This window comes from Culturomica massiliensis (assembly GCF_900091655.1).
Classification (GTDB): Bacteria; Bacteroidota; Bacteroidia; order Bacteroidales; family Marinifilaceae; genus Culturomica; species Culturomica massiliensis.
The window spans coordinates 1,473,160-1,486,695 of the sequence record NZ_LT594621.1 but is presented as its reverse complement, the minus strand read 5'-3'; the positions used below and the strand labels follow the sequence as shown (position 1 = coordinate 1,486,695).

Below are 13,536 nucleotides of genomic sequence, written 5' to 3'. Positions count from 1 at the left end.
GTTTTATTATAAATGGAACTCCACGTCTTCCTCCTCGAACTCCGTGTCGTGGTCCTCGTTGTACCCCTCGACGGTCGAACCAGGGACATAGGTCTCTCCGCCAATCCCATAACGTCCGGCATCGAGCAGTTTCCGAAGGGTTTCGGTGTCCCCGTTTAGAATCCTTTCGATGTCCTCCCGGCTGCCCCGGACGCTAATTCCGAGACGTAGCCAGAGATTTTCCTCTCTCGAGGTGTCCGCCTCTTCCGACCGGTGGCGTATGATATGATAATCACTCCATCCGTCGGCATCGTTTACCCCGGCGATGTAGGCATTGTACTCCGCCTCAGTCTCGAACTCTTTCTCGTCCACGACGCCCCCGTTATCCGCCAGCCATTCTTCAGAAGGCAGTTCATTGTTCTCTTCATATTCCCGTACGGCGTCCTCGCCGAAAATCGTTGTTATCTTTATCATGTGTCTTTGGGTTTTGAATATTTGTTATTTAATGGTTATCAAACTCGTTTGCCCGAACCGGTTTGATTCGGTTCGCAGACAGCCACCCGGTTTCCGGCGCGTATCAGTTTGGGGAGATACACGTCCAGGTCACGAAAAGAAAACCGCAGTTCCTTGACGCCTTTCCCTTGCCCGTCGACGCGTTCGGCGGTGGCAATGCCCAAAATGCCGGAAGCGGCGATGGCATCATCCTCATACAATTCACAAGATTCCCCGTTTCGGAAAATGTACAGGGCATCCGGGTGCGCCGCTTTCATCTCGCGGTATTTTCCCATCATGTCGGAAACTCCCGGGACATTTCCGTTCCCCGTTACATTCCGGGTCTTCAGTAGGTTCCTCGTGGCGTCGATGTCGATGAAATTCGTCCAGCCGGCTTTATGAAGTTCGACAGCAGCTTCCCGCAGGGATACCTTCCCGTTCTCGACCTCCTCTTTCAGGGATTCGAGAATGTTCTTGATTTTATAATCATTCATCATATTTTTTATTCTTTGGTTACATTGTTACTTGTTCCGACGGTATTCCGGTCAAGGGGAAAGCACCCGTGGCCTCCGGTAACCCGTCGATACACTGCCCGTCGTCAGGATTTCCCCGACAGGTAATGCCCGATGGACTTGTAACGGTTAGGAATGTTCGCGTTCTCGTTGAAACCGTTCAGGCAGTGGAGCAAGGCATCTTCGAGCGTGACATAACGACGGTCGAAAGTTTGGATATTATCCAGACAATAAGCATTTACAGCGTATTTGAAAGGCGCGTACATCCTTTCGTTCTCCCGCTTTAAAATGACAAACCAGTCGAAATGGAGTTTCAAGCGGAAACCGTCGCTCTCGCCGACTTTCATCAGCCGCTCTTTGTCGAGAAGCCGCCGCACGAGTGTGGCGTCGAGCTGACGGGTATACTCCCTGTACGCCTTGATACGGGCCGTGTAAGCCGCGGCATATTGTTCGATGTCCGTTTCTTTCAGCCGATGTTCCGCCGGGTAAAAGTCCAGCACCTCTTTCGTCGTGACGGGAATTTTCAGGTCGTCCACCCCGATCTCGTAGGTCTTGTTTTCCAACACGTCGTGGAACTCGAACCCTTGAATTCCCATGAGGGTAAATTCTCGCGTCGGGTCAGGGAGTGCAAGTGATTTGAGCTCTTCGAGGTCGCGGCACACGGCCACGACCGGATACTTCTCGACCACGTCTGACGGGCCTCCGATGCGGATATACGCCTTTTCACACCCGTCGTAATCACCATGCCGGACAATGTCGCAGCAGGTGTAGTTGGGGGCGGCACGATGCCGCGCCGTATATTCCGTCCAAAGCTTGTCCAGCCCGGCTTTTACTTCGTCAGGGTCGGTCAGGGCAACGTTGCCGCACTGGCTGCACCGGCCGTCCGACAAGGCGTTGCGGGTAAATTCGAGGAACTGTCTGGTGTTCGGGTCGATGACGGCGGTACATTTCACTCCAGTGCCGCCGCAGATACTGCATACGATTGACATAAGTTTTTTGATTTGTGTATTTATTCGTACAATCTTTCTTTTTGACGCTTTTTCAAGGTCATCCGGAGATATTGCATCAGTTTCCCGCAGGGACACAGGGCATGTTCCCGTTGGCGGGCATAACTCAGGTCCCCGTTGGAGAGAACCATGCCTTCAGCATTGAGACAGAGGTCGCCGTAAACGTAGTTCTCCTCCGTAAGATAAATCCCATGAACAGGGTTCGGAAACCCCTCCGTGCTGCGGCCTTCCCGGAAAAGGAAGATACGCTCGGCCTGTCCCCGGACTCCGAAAAAGGGATACGGGGAAAGTGCCGCGAGCGTGGCGGCATGCTCTGCCGGATCATGGAAGCGGTCGTCGCTCATTTCGAGCATGTGGCCGGAGTCCTGTTCCTTTTCCTCCTGGTACTCGTACAGTGCGGCGCAGGCTTCTATGAATTCCTCCGAACGGGATGTGGCAGAGCCGTTGGTTACGATATAAAAGTCATTGACAGTAATACCGTAGGCGCGTACCCGTTCGAGGATATGGCGGATGGCCCGGACGTTAAGCGACGGCTCGCCGCCCGTGATGTTGAAATGGTGAATATGCCTGACATGCCGCAGCAGGTTGCTTATATGTTTCAAAGGGATATCCACGGATTCGGCATCTCCCCGCATGCAATGGGTACAGCGCATGTTGCAACGTCGGGTAATCTCGATGCAGAGATTCTTGATATATAGTTCTCTCATATTCGATGTAGTTCGGCTTAGGTTTCATCCGGGATTTCCTTTCCCGTGTAAGGATTATACAGCGGTGTGTTGCCAACTGCCTCGGCGTCAATAGCGAAACTGCCACGGCCTACGTCGTAGAAGAGTTCCAGCTTTAGTGGCGTTGAAGCGATGACTTTCTCAGCCTCGGCTTGTGACAGGCCTGAATACATCAGGCATTTGACACGACACCGGAACATTTCCGGATTGGTTTCCGGCGTGGTAACTACATCAACGACCTCGCACACTTCATCCGTGATGGCGAAGCGGTCGGGATTGGGTGTGCCGTTCCTTCTAGAGCCGTCCGATGCGGCATGTCCGGTGATTGAATGGTTCCGCACCTTTTCGGCGGGATAGGTCTTATCGCCTTTGGCGAAATACGACTTGCCGGAGGCGACACAGGCATGATAGATTACGTCGTGGACCTTTCGTCCGTTGTCAAGTATAATTGTATAGACCGTTCCCTCCTGCAAGACAGGAACGGCATTCGGTTTATGAGACATAAGATTTGTTTTTAGCTGTTTATGAATTTCGGTCTTGCACGCCGCATGATGTGTAGGTCATCGTAACCGATGGCTCTCAGTTCGGAAAGCGGGTTGCGGTACTCCTTTTCATGGGCTGGCCGTGTCATGGCGATCACGCCCGCATAGTCGGCTGCGCCATGCTGGCCGACATGCATGTAGGAGGTTATTTCACCCCGCCGTCCGCTCCACGGTATGTCCGGGAACAGGGCGATGACCTGTCCGTCGGGATAGCGTCTAAAGACCACCTTCGTCATTTTTCCCGCAGATTTCCGTGTCGATTTCATAGTCCCCGTAATTTTTGAATTCATAGTCCACTTCGCTGATAATTTCGTCAACCTCTTCGTCCGTTATTTCATCAGCCTTCGGGTTGTCGATATCGAGCCGTACGGTCAGGTAAATGGTTCTTGTTGCCATAATATCATACATTTTTTAGTGTAACAAAGCCGGCTTATGACGGACCGACGGTATATTTCTCTATCAGCCGCTTCCGGTACGCCTTGTCTTTTCCGGCGGCAAGGCTTGCCAGTTTGCGGATATTCCGGTTGGCTTTTTCCGCGACCTGCTCCACTGTCGGTCCGGGAGTCATGAAATCACGGCATCCGGCACCGCAATACCGCTGCTTCCCCTTGACCGTCCTGCCACAGGCCGGACACCGGCGCTTGCCGTCACGCTCCAGCACTTCCAGAATATTGGCATGAATGCCTTTCCACCATTCAATACGGTCTATGTCATAATCGTAGACGGTTATCGTGTTCCCGAAACTGCGGGCTTCGACCTCAACGGCAATGCCCTCATTTTCAAGGTAAACCTTCAATACCGGGTCTTCGTGAGGCTCACAGTGCCTGTCATACCAGATGATATAGGTGGGATCGTCCAGTTCGTCAGGCTCTCCCAGACAGAGTTCCGTAAGGCCGTTGTTCACGAGAATGTTGCGGATGGCGTCTTGTAAATCTTTGATACAGTCCATTGATATTTCGTTTTATGGTTGTTCCTCATTCGTCAGTTCATCTCCGAAGCGTGGCCGACGAACTGGAAGATATCGGCGTATTGTTCGCTGTAGATATAGAATCCGTCCCGTTTTTCCCCGGTCTCCGCATCTATTCCGTCAGCAAGGAGATATTCCCCGTCATCCGTCAGGTAGACATCGGTAAGCTTGATACGGGGCGTGTCGTGCTTCCCGTACAAGGTTGTCGTGACGGGGAAGTTGTTGTCATCGAGTTCCTCCTCTTCTGTAAGGCCGAGTGATACGCGGCCATATTGTGCCAGGAACTCCAGCATGAATTTCAGCATGGCTTGCTCGGCCTCGTGCAGCCGTCCGTCGATAAAGGCGTACTGGGTGGCGAACAGATGCAGCTTGTCGGCGCTCATTTTGTCCGGGGCTTTGCCCGGCTCCGCATTGTCTTTCTGTATTTTATCCATATCTGTCATATTGTTGGTTTCATGTTTCCAGCGGGGTGAAGGAGACGGTCAGTATCACTTTCTCGTCACCCAGGTTGAACACTTTCAGGCAGTCGTTACTGATAGTCCTTTTCAGGATGTCTCCCCGGTATCGGGAATTGCGTACCTTGAAGGTAAAATCATCAATGAACGAGCTGATGCAATGAAGCACGTGGTCGAATTCTTCCTTACCATACCGTTCCATTTCAGGGAAGATGCCTTTCAGATGCGCCCGCAGGCTCAATATGTAGTTCGGGGTCTTGCCCGTGATTTTTCCCGAGTATGTGATTTTGTATTTCCTGTCCATGATATGCCGTTCCATTTAATCGTTACTGTCATACCAGCCCTCGATCTCATCGAAATAGCCGTTCGAGTCCCATTCTTCCAGCAAGGTGGTCGGGTACGTCCATTCAAGGCTGTAAAACAGATCCTGGCACACCTCTTCATTACCCTTGCACAGGGCGAGCAGTGAGTTATGCGTGAAACAGCCGTCACTGCTCTCCGACACACGCCAGTCCTCACGGTCTTCTGCCGCGTATTCAGGTACATAGCACACTTCATCGGGGCGGTTGAGAAAGGCATCCTCGTTCTTGTAGATGTTTCCTTCCCCTCCGTATTCCAGTTCATAGAACACACCTTCCGGCGTTTCTATCCTGTTGCCAATCTCTATCATAGCGTTACCGTTTCGTGGGTATATATAATCACCATCCGGGAGGAGAGCACCTTGTCGCGTACCGTGGGGTTGGCGATTGCCCAATCGGAATGGAAATGCATGTCCGGAATGGATGCGGTGTCCACAATATCGCCCCCGTTTTCCAGATGGAGATAATCCGGCTGATACAGGTCGCAAAGGAATTTGCCGTCCGTATCGCTGATGGCGTATATCTTGCCGTCGAGTGCGGCCGTCATCTCCTCCTCGCTGCGGTAGACCAACAGGTATTTACAGCCGGTCTTCATCTCTTCCGCAATCCGCTTATGCAGTTCTTCAGGAGATAATTCACGCAGTCTTGACACGACCGCCCCGATACTTTCCACGGCATCGTAGCTGTCCAAGACATCATGGCAGGTCGTTTCAAACTCCTCTTTCGGACGACCCGCAAAATTGATGGTACGGACTTCCTGCCCGTGCCCGCCGAGCAGGTAAAAGGGCGTACCGTTCCATTGTTCCTTTCTGACAGAGAGCGGCCGGGAGCATTCCCGTGTCTGCCGGTTCACAACGGCATACAGTTCCAGACTTTCCCCGCATTCCATACGCAGGATATGCCGGGCGAACTCCGTAAATGTCATGATTTTGATTCCTTCCCCGTTCGCCGTGAAGAAATCCTGTCTTGTCTGTTTCATAAATCCGTTTTTTTAAGAGTAGGTAATCGTTTTGTATAAGGGGTGGAATACTCACCTCGTTTTGAAAAAAAAGACCGCCGCAGCCGTAGCCGCGACGGCCCGTCATCATTATGGCATGTGATGAACAGGTTCTATTTTCGTTATTCGGCCTCGTAGTACGGTACGCCGTGCCTTACCACTGCTTTTTCCATTTCTTCCCACCAGATTTCACTATGGCGGTCATTGTCAAAATCTATGGGCTTTCTTTTACCGAGCCGCAGCCGGTCCCGTGTCTCCATTTCCGTTTCGTACACAATCTGTTCCATTTCTTCGTCCGTAACATGGTAGGTATCGAACGGCTCCGGCAGAGATTCCAACTCCCTGCGTGACAGCTCGGATTGCCCGCAGGTGAAAACCTTGTCATAGAAAGCGTCATCTTTCGGCGGCAGTTCGGGTTCCTGTTCCGGCAGCACATCCAAATAATCCGACTCGTACAGGTAGTTTTCGTCGCGCCCCTTCGTCTGCCGGTTGTTCTTGAACTCTTCCAGATCACTTTCCGTCAGGCGGAATTCCTTCTTCTTACGCCGCAGGTACTCCATCATGTTTTCGAGGGAGGAGAACGGGGCTATGAGCTCCATGGAAGAACGGTTGTGCCAGGCATCGCTCCGGTACAGCAGGTAGACCTGCGGGCGGTTCCGAGCCGCCTCCTTACGGTATTCGCCGAACTCATACAGGGCGTTGTCGAAACTTCCGAATGCCAGCCGGACTTTGTCTTCGACGGATATGGACTCCCGGCATTCCTCGAAACGGCGTTGCACGTATCCGATGAAATCCACGTCTTCCAGAGTCTCCATGACCGTGCTGTCATCAGTCGAGAGCGCGATGTCAGCTCCTGCGAAATTGTCGGCTGACAGCACGTGTTTCTCTTCATTGTATTCGTCTTCCGCCCTGCAGACGGCCAGACCGGGCGTTTCTGCCTCGATCTCCACGACCTTACGGAGCGTCTCTTCGATAGCTATCCGGTATTTTTTCATTGTATGATGTTTATTTGTTTCAGTTCACGTTTGTAGTTTCTCAATGACGGCTTGTGCCCTTTCTCCCTTACGATCTGGCGCATCTGTGCAAAGGTGTATGCCTTCTCCATGTCCAGGCCGTAGTCCGTGGCGAATGCCGTCATTCCGATATAGCAGAAGCCGAACTTCCGGTGCAGCATGTCGGCCGTATAAGGAGTCATGTCTTCCGCCAAGGTTACGGGGACAGCCATTCCCCGGATCTTGAACTTCAAGCCCTCGATAAGGGTCCCGCAGTTGTCGCTGTGGTAGGTCAGGTCCCTGCGGCGGGCGCAGTAACCGATGGTCTCACCCATGAAGGTGTTGCGGAAGATTTCCGTACGGTTCAGGTCCTTCAACTTCTCGACACCGTAATAGCAGACCGCCTGTACGGCTTTCAACGCTTTGTCCACACGGGGTTTGACAAAGCGGGGGTCGTTTTCCGCCACGATCTTTTCCAGCCACGTGCGGTGGAAGGTTCCGACAGGCACGTCGAACACCTTCTCCGGCGTGCAGTATTTTGAATCCGACCGCGTCATCATCAGATGTGCCGAGGACGGCTCGTATTGTTCTTTCAGGTAAAAGGCCAGACAGGTATTGCCGACTTTGCAGTAAGTATAGTCGTCACGGCTGTTTTTCAGCGACAGCATCGTGGTTTCCCCGCCGTAGAACTTCTCGGGCAGTCCGGTCTGTCGGCAGAACTCCGTGAGGAAATGTCCGGGGATGGCATGTGCATAACTGCGCTCCTGGTAGCACTCCTTCGCCATTTGCGGAGTGATGAACCGTTTGGCAAAGTCACAGATATGGTAATGACCGTAATCATACGCCGCCTGCGTGTTCGCGGAGCTCTGGAACTTTTTGGGCATCTGGCGGAACCAGCGGAAACTCGTCCCGTGCTCCATGCAGTAGTCGACAAATTCCCGCGTCCATACATTTTCAGGAAATTCGGGACAGTTGCCGTTTCTTCGGATGAATGCCTTGCACACTTCCACCGTGAGCAGGGATTGTTCAGTTTCCTCGTCGATATAGCAGTTCGTCTCCCGTTTGCTGTTATCGATGGCAATGACCAGTCTTTCCGGTGTCTTGAACCGCTTCGGCAACTCCCCGAACATGTAAGGGTGTTTCTCCATCAGCCGGTCCGCCAGCATGTCGTCCAGATATACCGACAACGGCTTGAAAAACTGGGGGTCTGTGATGAAGTTTTTTCCTTCGGTCGAACAGACAGCCGCATGGAGAATCTCATAGGAATAGAACCGGGCGGGAACAAGCGAGAGGTCATGTTCCGCCATCTTGCGGTAGTATGCCGCAGTCTTGAAACGGGACGGCACGACGGCATCGGTAACCGTGCTCAATATTTTCATCCCGTCGAGCATCCCGTAATAGAACTCTTGAGTCTTTACCTCAACGGGGACATATCCGAGGATAAGCCCCGTTTTCATGACGGCGTCTGTCCTGCTGTCCGTGTAATACGGGTCGTAAATATAGCTGCGCAAGGCCAGGTATGCCAGTTGCGCATCCCAAAGGCGTTCAGGTATGAAGGCGAGAATGTCGAAATCCCCGCGTCCGTTTCGGATGACCGCTTCTGCCATTTCTCGGGTAACCATTGCTTCGGGAACGGCCGTGATATTCTTCGGTTTTTTGCGCATGGCGTAGTCACAGACTGCTCCCGAACGGTACGCCTCCGGAATATTGCGCAGCTCGAAGCTGTGCCAGCTCTCCGTGCTGCCCGCGATGATTCGTTCTATACGTCCGGGTGTGAGGAAACGTCCCGGAATATGGCTCAGCACCTCTATTTCCTTGCTTTCGACGGCTGCTTCCACGATCTCTTCCGTGAACAGGTGTTCCGGCAGCCATTCTATGGCCGATACGATGTTATTGTGCCGCATACAGTTTCTTTTTAAGGTTGGACGAACGGACGATTCTCACAAGGCGGCACCCCCGGTAGACATAGAGTATCCTGGATTCCCGTTCGGCGAGTTCCTCAAGTCCCTGCCAGTGCTGCGGTGTATTTATCTTTTCGAGTCGGACATGGTTGTTCACATATACCGTGATCGGTTTCATGCTGTCATGGGAGGGCGTATCTTCGACGAAGAGCGGCTGTTCACAGTATTCTCCCTTGTCCATGACACGCCATCTGCCGTTATCGAACAGGAGGCACGTGTCCTCCATGCGGCCGAAAATGTCTGCGTTGTCCGCGATGCGTGATGCGGATTGCCGCGGTGTTTCCCGTCCGTCACGGATCTTTGAAAAACAGTGGACGGTATCGCCGGTTCCTGTCCATTTTCCATAGGGTGACGGTCCCAGTTTTTGTATGTCGCCCAGCGACAGCAGGGCATCTACCCGTCTGTCATTGGGATAGAACACCCGGAGTTTCCTCACAAGGTCTTTTGAAAGCGTCTCATGGAGCGCCTTGATGTGCCGGACACTGCCGTCCGGCAACAGTTTTCCGATTTGTATGCTCATAATAGTGCTATCTCTTGTTGTTGAAGTATAGCCGGGTCGTCCTTCTTTCGATTGACAGTCCGGCTTGAAAATTATGATTTACAGAAGTCTTCGGACTGGTATCCGGCCATGTCCGGTACGGAACCGCGTGTCATTCCGTCCTGTCGTCTTCCCGTCTTTTCATTTTCAGTTCCCTGCCGGTTGCCGTGCGGCAGAGCGGCAGTTTCCCGGAAGCGGTTTGCTTGCATCCCTCGACGAGCCGTCCTTCAGACACCATTTTCCCGTACATTTCCCTGATATAACGGTATGCCGGGGAGGTGTTCGAATAAACGGACTTCCCACGGAGTGTCTTGACACGCAGCTTTTCGACGAGTATTTCCAGCACCTGCTCCCGGCTCTTGTACAGGTTCCGGCGCTTGGTGCGGAAGGCGTCGAGAAAGACACCCCCGATAGTCATGTCATGAGTCTTGTGGTAATACGCGAGTTCTTCCTCCTCCGTCAGGTCGAGAATCTCGCCGTAAGTGTCAGTACGTAGGTACCGGAAGGTCGTTCCTTGTGCCAGAATCTTCTCGATAAGCTCCATGTGCTCTTTAAGAACAGGGCCCGATAACGATTGGGGATGACAGTACAGGCATGTCTTTCCGAGATACACCTCGGGACAACCGTCTTTGTATTTGTTTTCCTTGATGCTGAACCCTGTTTCCGTGAAAAGGCGCTTTACCTCGTCGAAGAAGCGTCCGGCTTTCTCTTCCGGCATGCGACCGCCGTCATAGCCGGACTCGACGCGGAAGTATGTGTCGATATATATCGGTGTGTCCATTTACAGTTCTGATTTTGATATGTTATATAAAGCATAGCCCGGAACCTCCCGCTCGGGTTCCGGGCATCGTTGAAAATATTCTCATAGACGTATGGAATCGAACACTTTGTCGATGTCCTCCTGCGCCAGCCCGATGTAGCGCCGGGTGGTTTCCAGGTTGGAATGGCGGAATATCTGGTTGAGCAGGATCAGGCCCTCGGCCGAGCGTCCCATCAGCTCGTAGACATAGCGCCCGAAAGTCTTGCGGAAGGTATGTGTGGAGAATGCCCTGATCGGCAGCCTGTACCTTACCTTGAATACCTTGAGCAGCCTGTTGATGTATTCCAGCGAGTAAGGTTTCCCGGTACGCGGGCTGAGAAAGATGTACTGTTCGGGGGCGGGTTGTCCGAGCATCTCGTACAGGAAACGGTTCTTCTCCTGCACGTCCCTGTTGAACTTGATCAGGCGGTTTTTCTTTGTTTTCTGCTCGATGCGGGTCATGGTGCTTTTTCCTAAGATGTCTTTCCAGCGCAGGGTCCTCACGTCGGAGGCCCTGCATGCCGTGCAGAACGACAGCCAGCAGTAGGTCTCCCACAGGTACTCGCCGTCCTTCTCAAGCCCGCGGACCAGCCTGTTATATTCCGCTATGGGCAGGTAGTCGGCTGTCGTCAGTTGTCCCTTGATTCTTGTCACGTGGCAGCCTTTTAAGATTCCGGCAACCCTTCCGAGAGCATCAGCTCGGCCAGCGCCCCGTTCTGGGGAATCATGGCCGGAATGTCCGTACGTCCGGGCTTGTAGATTTCGGTTGCCACGTTATAGATATCCCACGCCGTGAGCGTCTTCTTCTCTTCGGTGAGTTTGAGCAGGTCCTCGGTGAAGATGGAAATCTGGGACTGGTTCAGGGGATAGGTCTCCACCTTGGACGAAAGACGCTTGTCGGAACTGTCATGCGATACGCGCAATGCTGTCAGCAATCCGATGTAGGCGTACATCTCCACCGGGGTAATTACTTTCGCTTTCAGGCGGCGGATGCGTTCCCTGTCCTCGTTCATCTGTACCTCGAAGTTCGAGAGCCACTCGTCTACACGACCGAAAAGCTCTTCGGTGGTGACTTTGTCTTTCCCGTAGTTCGACACACTGCGTTCGGGGGAGAGGATGCACTGGTTGTGGCACACCCTGACGCACGGGCCGATGGCCGCCTGGATGCCGTCCTGATGGAAGGCGATGACAAGCGTCGTGGTCAGCTCGTCCGTTTCCCATTCCTTAATGCGGATGGTCGTATAAACGCGGCGCAGGATATGCGCCTCGACGGCCATCGCCCCGTACTTTTGTTCCACCTGGGGCAGGACGACCACGCCGGGCTGTGCCTTGTTCTTGTTCTGGGCGGCGAAGATTTCCTCCACCTCGTAATTCAGGTTGTGTTTCTGGCAGATGTCCGCCATGCGCTCTATCACCTCGTAATGGTAGATTCCCTTGAGCGGGTTGCCATAGATGTCATTTTCCTTGTGTGTGCGCCGGAGCGTGTCGAGCGTCATCACCTCGACGTTGTTGTTCTGGAAATCGAACTGCACGGGGGCGGCCGTTGTTGCTAATGCTGTTGCCATAATGATTGATATTAAAAAAGTTATACAATAAGAAAGGCGGTGAACCGTTGTCCATCGCCTTTCCGGAATTCATTTTGCGGTTTCAGGCAGGTAACGCCTGCATATCAGGTCCGTGATACTCGGGTAATACACGTTGCCATAAGTTCCGTATGGTCCGAAACGGGCAAGGAAGCGGAAGTAAAAATCTACCGGACGCCGGTAGCTCGTCTGTATTTTGGTTTTCAGCAGGCGGTAGGCGTACTCGTCAGAATTTTCCACCTTGACCTTGCGTCCGTTGAAATAATAGTTTCCCTCCTTATCTGAAGAAAACGATACCTCTTCCTTTGCCGGACGCTCGCCGGCAACGACCCTGAAGAAGTCCTCCAGGGAGCGGCAATCCTGGTATTCTACCGGAATCGTGTCGCCCTCTCGCAGTTTCACGTCCAGTTTGTCAAGCAGTGTCTTGATGGCGGGCGTGTAGATATTTTCGGATTGGAAGCATCTTGTATCCCGCCAGTATTTCTCGAAAAGAGAGCCGGTTTCAAGGAGTAGGAACAGGGTTTCACGCGCTGTCTGCGGTTTATCGGCCAGATATGGAATATACTCGGTCACCAGTATGGAAAGTGAAAGATACTCCTCCGGTTGCAGTTCGCTCTTCTGGTGCAGGTTACAGTGCCTCTCGAGCAGGGAGTCGATGTCGGCTTCCCGCAAGCTTTCGTCCGTCCATACCAGGCAACCTTCTTTCTTGCAGGCGGGACATTTATCCGCTCCATACGGCAGGAGCATCACCTTGCCGCAATCGGAACAGGTGACCAGGTCGCCTCGTTCCGTATAAACATCTACCGTTTCCATTCTCAATCCTCCGCGTAAGGCCATTCAAGGCAGCAGTCATTGCATACGGCCACGCCCTCGTCACTCAGAATGTCAATATCTGTGCCCCCACATTCGGGGCATACCGGTACCTTTTTCTTGTCCATTCGTCGCTCTGCCGCTTCTTCCGTCAGAAGCAGCGGCACCCAGTATGCCGATGTGCCGAAATCCCGTATCCCGTTTTCATCCTGTATGGGTTCACAACCTTTCGTTCCCATGTATTTCTGGGAGTCCGGCCAACACACGGCACGGTAACACTTGTCCCGTTCGGGAGATTTGCCGGTATGGCGTATATAGTCTTCCTCGGGCACGTAAAGCGCCCCGTTCTCCCCGCTTCCCCATGCCGGATAACCGGTTCCTTCTTCCTCGAAAGGAGCACTTTCCTCGGGAAATTCCACGAGTGCATATAACTTGTCATCCCATGCCAGGGAACACTCGCCGCAGTGGAACCGACTTTCGTGAATATCATAACGGATATTTTCCGAATTGCATTTCGGACAGATAATGTCTTTTGTTTTTACTTTCGGGAAACTCAGGATTTCTCCGGCAATGATTTCCATGCTGGGCCAGAACAACTGTTCGCAGTAATCGTCGGCCATCTTTTCCGCCAGATTCTGCATGTCGTCATCGCTGATCTTTTCCACATCGAAACCTTGTCCTTCCAGGTCATCGCGGTGGACGGACGTGATAGGGAAATACCCGGCGTTCAGCTCCCGGATAAATTGTCTTTCCTCTTCTGTCGGTTCGGGTAAGTTGTTGAAATATTCCCTGAGCCGTTGATAAAGTTCTCTTACCAT

General features: G+C 52.8%; 20 protein-coding genes. All 20 read right to left on the bottom strand.

The window, feature by feature from the left end; genetic code table 11:
* Window positions 1-6 precede the first annotated feature (6 nt).
* Entirely contained in the window at window positions 7-453 is a 447-nt protein-coding gene (locus BN8908_RS07615) for a hypothetical protein (RefSeq protein WP_004293675.1), read from the bottom strand.
* Window positions 454-491: 38 nt separating this feature from the next.
* Window positions 492-968, bottom strand: coding sequence for a MutS N-terminal domain-containing protein (locus BN8908_RS07610; protein WP_008143055.1), 477 nt, complete (start codon window positions 966-968; stop codon window positions 492-494).
* 101 nt (window positions 969-1,069) lie between these two features.
* Entirely contained in the window at window positions 1,070-1,972 is a 903-nt protein-coding gene (locus tag BN8908_RS07605) for a hypothetical protein (RefSeq protein WP_004293673.1), read from the bottom strand.
* Window positions 1,973-1,992: 20 nt separating this feature from the next.
* Window positions 1,993-2,697 (bottom strand): radical SAM protein, encoded by a 705-nt coding sequence (locus BN8908_RS07600; RefSeq protein WP_008672671.1) that lies wholly within the window; start codon window positions 2,695-2,697, stop codon window positions 1,993-1,995.
* 17 nt (window positions 2,698-2,714) lie between these two features.
* Window positions 2,715-3,218 (bottom strand): hypothetical protein, encoded by a 504-nt coding sequence (locus BN8908_RS07595; protein ID WP_004293671.1) that lies wholly within the window; start codon window positions 3,216-3,218, stop codon window positions 2,715-2,717.
* Between the two features lie 11 nt (window positions 3,219-3,229).
* On the bottom strand, window positions 3,230-3,493 hold the full coding sequence (locus BN8908_RS07590) for a hypothetical protein (RefSeq protein WP_004293670.1): 264 nt from the start codon (window positions 3,491-3,493) through the stop codon (window positions 3,230-3,232).
* Window positions 3,474-3,653 carry a hypothetical protein gene (locus tag BN8908_RS07585; protein ID WP_004293669.1) on the bottom strand — a complete coding sequence of 60 codons (180 nt, stop codon included), beginning with the start codon at window positions 3,651-3,653 and terminating at the stop codon, window positions 3,474-3,476. Before BN8908_RS07585 ends, BN8908_RS07590 begins: the two co-directional genes overlap by 20 nt.
* A gap of 34 nt (window positions 3,654-3,687) precedes the next feature.
* Complete coding sequence (locus tag BN8908_RS07580) at window positions 3,688-4,206, bottom strand: hypothetical protein (RefSeq protein WP_004293668.1); 519 nt, start codon at window positions 4,204-4,206, stop codon at window positions 3,688-3,690.
* 32 nt (window positions 4,207-4,238) lie between these two features.
* Entirely contained in the window at window positions 4,239-4,667 is a 429-nt protein-coding gene (locus BN8908_RS07575) for a hypothetical protein (protein ID WP_004293667.1), read from the bottom strand.
* Between the two features lie 10 nt (window positions 4,668-4,677).
* Window positions 4,678-4,983 carry a hypothetical protein gene (locus BN8908_RS07570; RefSeq protein ID WP_004303937.1) on the bottom strand — a complete coding sequence of 102 codons (306 nt, stop codon included), beginning with the start codon at window positions 4,981-4,983 and terminating at the stop codon, window positions 4,678-4,680.
* Window positions 4,984-4,998: 15 nt separating this feature from the next.
* Entirely contained in the window at window positions 4,999-5,349 is a 351-nt protein-coding gene (locus BN8908_RS07565; RefSeq protein ID WP_004293665.1) for a hypothetical protein, read from the bottom strand.
* Entirely contained in the window at window positions 5,346-6,017 is a 672-nt protein-coding gene (locus tag BN8908_RS07560) for a hypothetical protein (RefSeq protein ID WP_004293664.1), read from the bottom strand. Before BN8908_RS07560 ends, BN8908_RS07565 begins: the two co-directional genes overlap by 4 nt.
* Before the next feature lie 140 nt (window positions 6,018-6,157).
* Window positions 6,158-7,030: a DpnD/PcfM family protein gene (locus tag BN8908_RS07555; RefSeq protein ID WP_004293663.1), complete on the bottom strand. Its 873-nt coding sequence runs from the start codon at window positions 7,028-7,030 to the stop codon at window positions 6,158-6,160.
* The gene (locus BN8908_RS07550) at window positions 7,027-8,931 is read right to left on the bottom strand and encodes a hypothetical protein (RefSeq protein WP_004293662.1); all 1,905 of its coding nucleotides are present in this window, start codon (window positions 8,929-8,931) and stop codon (window positions 7,027-7,029) included. The genes BN8908_RS07555 and BN8908_RS07550 overlap by 4 nt, the downstream gene beginning before the upstream one ends.
* A complete protein-coding gene (locus BN8908_RS18960; protein WP_235837418.1) occupies window positions 8,918-9,214 on the bottom strand; it encodes a hypothetical protein in 297 nt (98 codons plus the stop codon). Before BN8908_RS18960 ends, BN8908_RS07550 begins: the two co-directional genes overlap by 14 nt.
* 424 nt (window positions 9,215-9,638) lie before the next feature.
* Window positions 9,639-10,307, bottom strand: a complete 669-nt coding sequence (locus BN8908_RS07540; protein ID WP_004293660.1) for a hypothetical protein — start codon at window positions 10,305-10,307, stop codon at window positions 9,639-9,641.
* 81 nt (window positions 10,308-10,388) lie between these two features.
* Complete coding sequence (locus BN8908_RS07535) at window positions 10,389-10,979, bottom strand: tyrosine-type recombinase/integrase (RefSeq protein WP_004293659.1); 591 nt, start codon at window positions 10,977-10,979, stop codon at window positions 10,389-10,391.
* 11 nt (window positions 10,980-10,990) lie between these two features.
* The gene (locus tag BN8908_RS07530; protein WP_004293658.1) at window positions 10,991-11,890 is read right to left on the bottom strand and encodes a DUF932 domain-containing protein; all 900 of its coding nucleotides are present in this window, start codon (window positions 11,888-11,890) and stop codon (window positions 10,991-10,993) included.
* Between the two features lie 69 nt (window positions 11,891-11,959).
* Window positions 11,960-12,745, bottom strand: coding sequence for a hypothetical protein (locus BN8908_RS07525; protein ID WP_004293657.1), 786 nt, complete (start codon window positions 12,743-12,745; stop codon window positions 11,960-11,962).
* Complete coding sequence (locus BN8908_RS07520) at window positions 12,724-13,536, bottom strand: hypothetical protein (RefSeq protein WP_004293656.1); 813 nt, start codon at window positions 13,534-13,536, stop codon at window positions 12,724-12,726. Before BN8908_RS07520 ends, BN8908_RS07525 begins: the two co-directional genes overlap by 22 nt.

Bases quoted from the DNA above. Each gene is read 5' to 3' on its own strand.
- BN8908_RS07565 (WP_004293665.1), bottom strand. From the start codon at position 5,349: ATGATAGAGATTGGCAACAGGATAGAAACGCCGGAAGGTGTGTTCTAT.
- BN8908_RS07575 (WP_004293667.1), bottom strand. From the start codon at position 4,667: ATGACAGATATGGATAAAATACAGAAAGACAATGCGGAGCCGGGCAAA.
- BN8908_RS07530 (WP_004293658.1), bottom strand. From the start codon at position 11,890: ATGGCAACAGCATTAGCAACAACGGCCGCCCCCGTGCAGTTCGATTTC.
- BN8908_RS07570 (WP_004303937.1), bottom strand. From the start codon at position 4,983: ATGGACAGGAAATACAAAATCACATACTCGGGAAAAATCACGGGCAAG.
- BN8908_RS07590 (WP_004293670.1), bottom strand. From the start codon at position 3,493: ATGACGAAGGTGGTCTTTAGACGCTATCCCGACGGACAGGTCATCGCC.
- BN8908_RS07540 (WP_004293660.1), bottom strand. From the start codon at position 10,307: ATGGACACACCGATATATATCGACACATACTTCCGCGTCGAGTCCGGC.
- BN8908_RS07610 (WP_008143055.1), bottom strand. From the start codon at position 968: ATGATGAATGATTATAAAATCAAGAACATTCTCGAATCCCTGAAAGAG.
- BN8908_RS07600 (WP_008672671.1), bottom strand. From the start codon at position 2,697: ATGAGAGAACTATATATCAAGAATCTCTGCATCGAGATTACCCGACGT.
- BN8908_RS18960 (WP_235837418.1), bottom strand. From the start codon at position 9,214: ATGGAGGACACGTGCCTCCTGTTCGATAACGGCAGATGGCGTGTCATG.
- BN8908_RS07585 (WP_004293669.1), bottom strand. From the start codon at position 3,653: ATGGCAACAAGAACCATTTACCTGACCGTACGGCTCGATATCGACAAC.
- BN8908_RS07525 (WP_004293657.1), bottom strand. From the start codon at position 12,745: ATGGCCTTACGCGGAGGATTGAGAATGGAAACGGTAGATGTTTATACG.
- BN8908_RS07615 (WP_004293675.1), bottom strand. From the start codon at position 453: ATGATAAAGATAACAACGATTTTCGGCGAGGACGCCGTACGGGAATAT.
- BN8908_RS07520 (WP_004293656.1), bottom strand. From the start codon at position 13,536: ATGGTAAGAGAACTTTATCAACGGCTCAGGGAATATTTCAACAACTTA.
- BN8908_RS07550 (WP_004293662.1), bottom strand. From the start codon at position 8,931: ATGCGGCACAATAACATCGTATCGGCCATAGAATGGCTGCCGGAACAC.
- BN8908_RS07605 (WP_004293673.1), bottom strand. From the start codon at position 1,972: ATGTCAATCGTATGCAGTATCTGCGGCGGCACTGGAGTGAAATGTACC.
- BN8908_RS07595 (WP_004293671.1), bottom strand. From the start codon at position 3,218: ATGTCTCATAAACCGAATGCCGTTCCTGTCTTGCAGGAGGGAACGGTC.
- BN8908_RS07560 (WP_004293664.1), bottom strand. From the start codon at position 6,017: ATGAAACAGACAAGACAGGATTTCTTCACGGCGAACGGGGAAGGAATC.
- BN8908_RS07580 (WP_004293668.1), bottom strand. From the start codon at position 4,206: ATGGACTGTATCAAAGATTTACAAGACGCCATCCGCAACATTCTCGTG.
- BN8908_RS07555 (WP_004293663.1), bottom strand. From the start codon at position 7,030: ATGAAAAAATACCGGATAGCTATCGAAGAGACGCTCCGTAAGGTCGTG.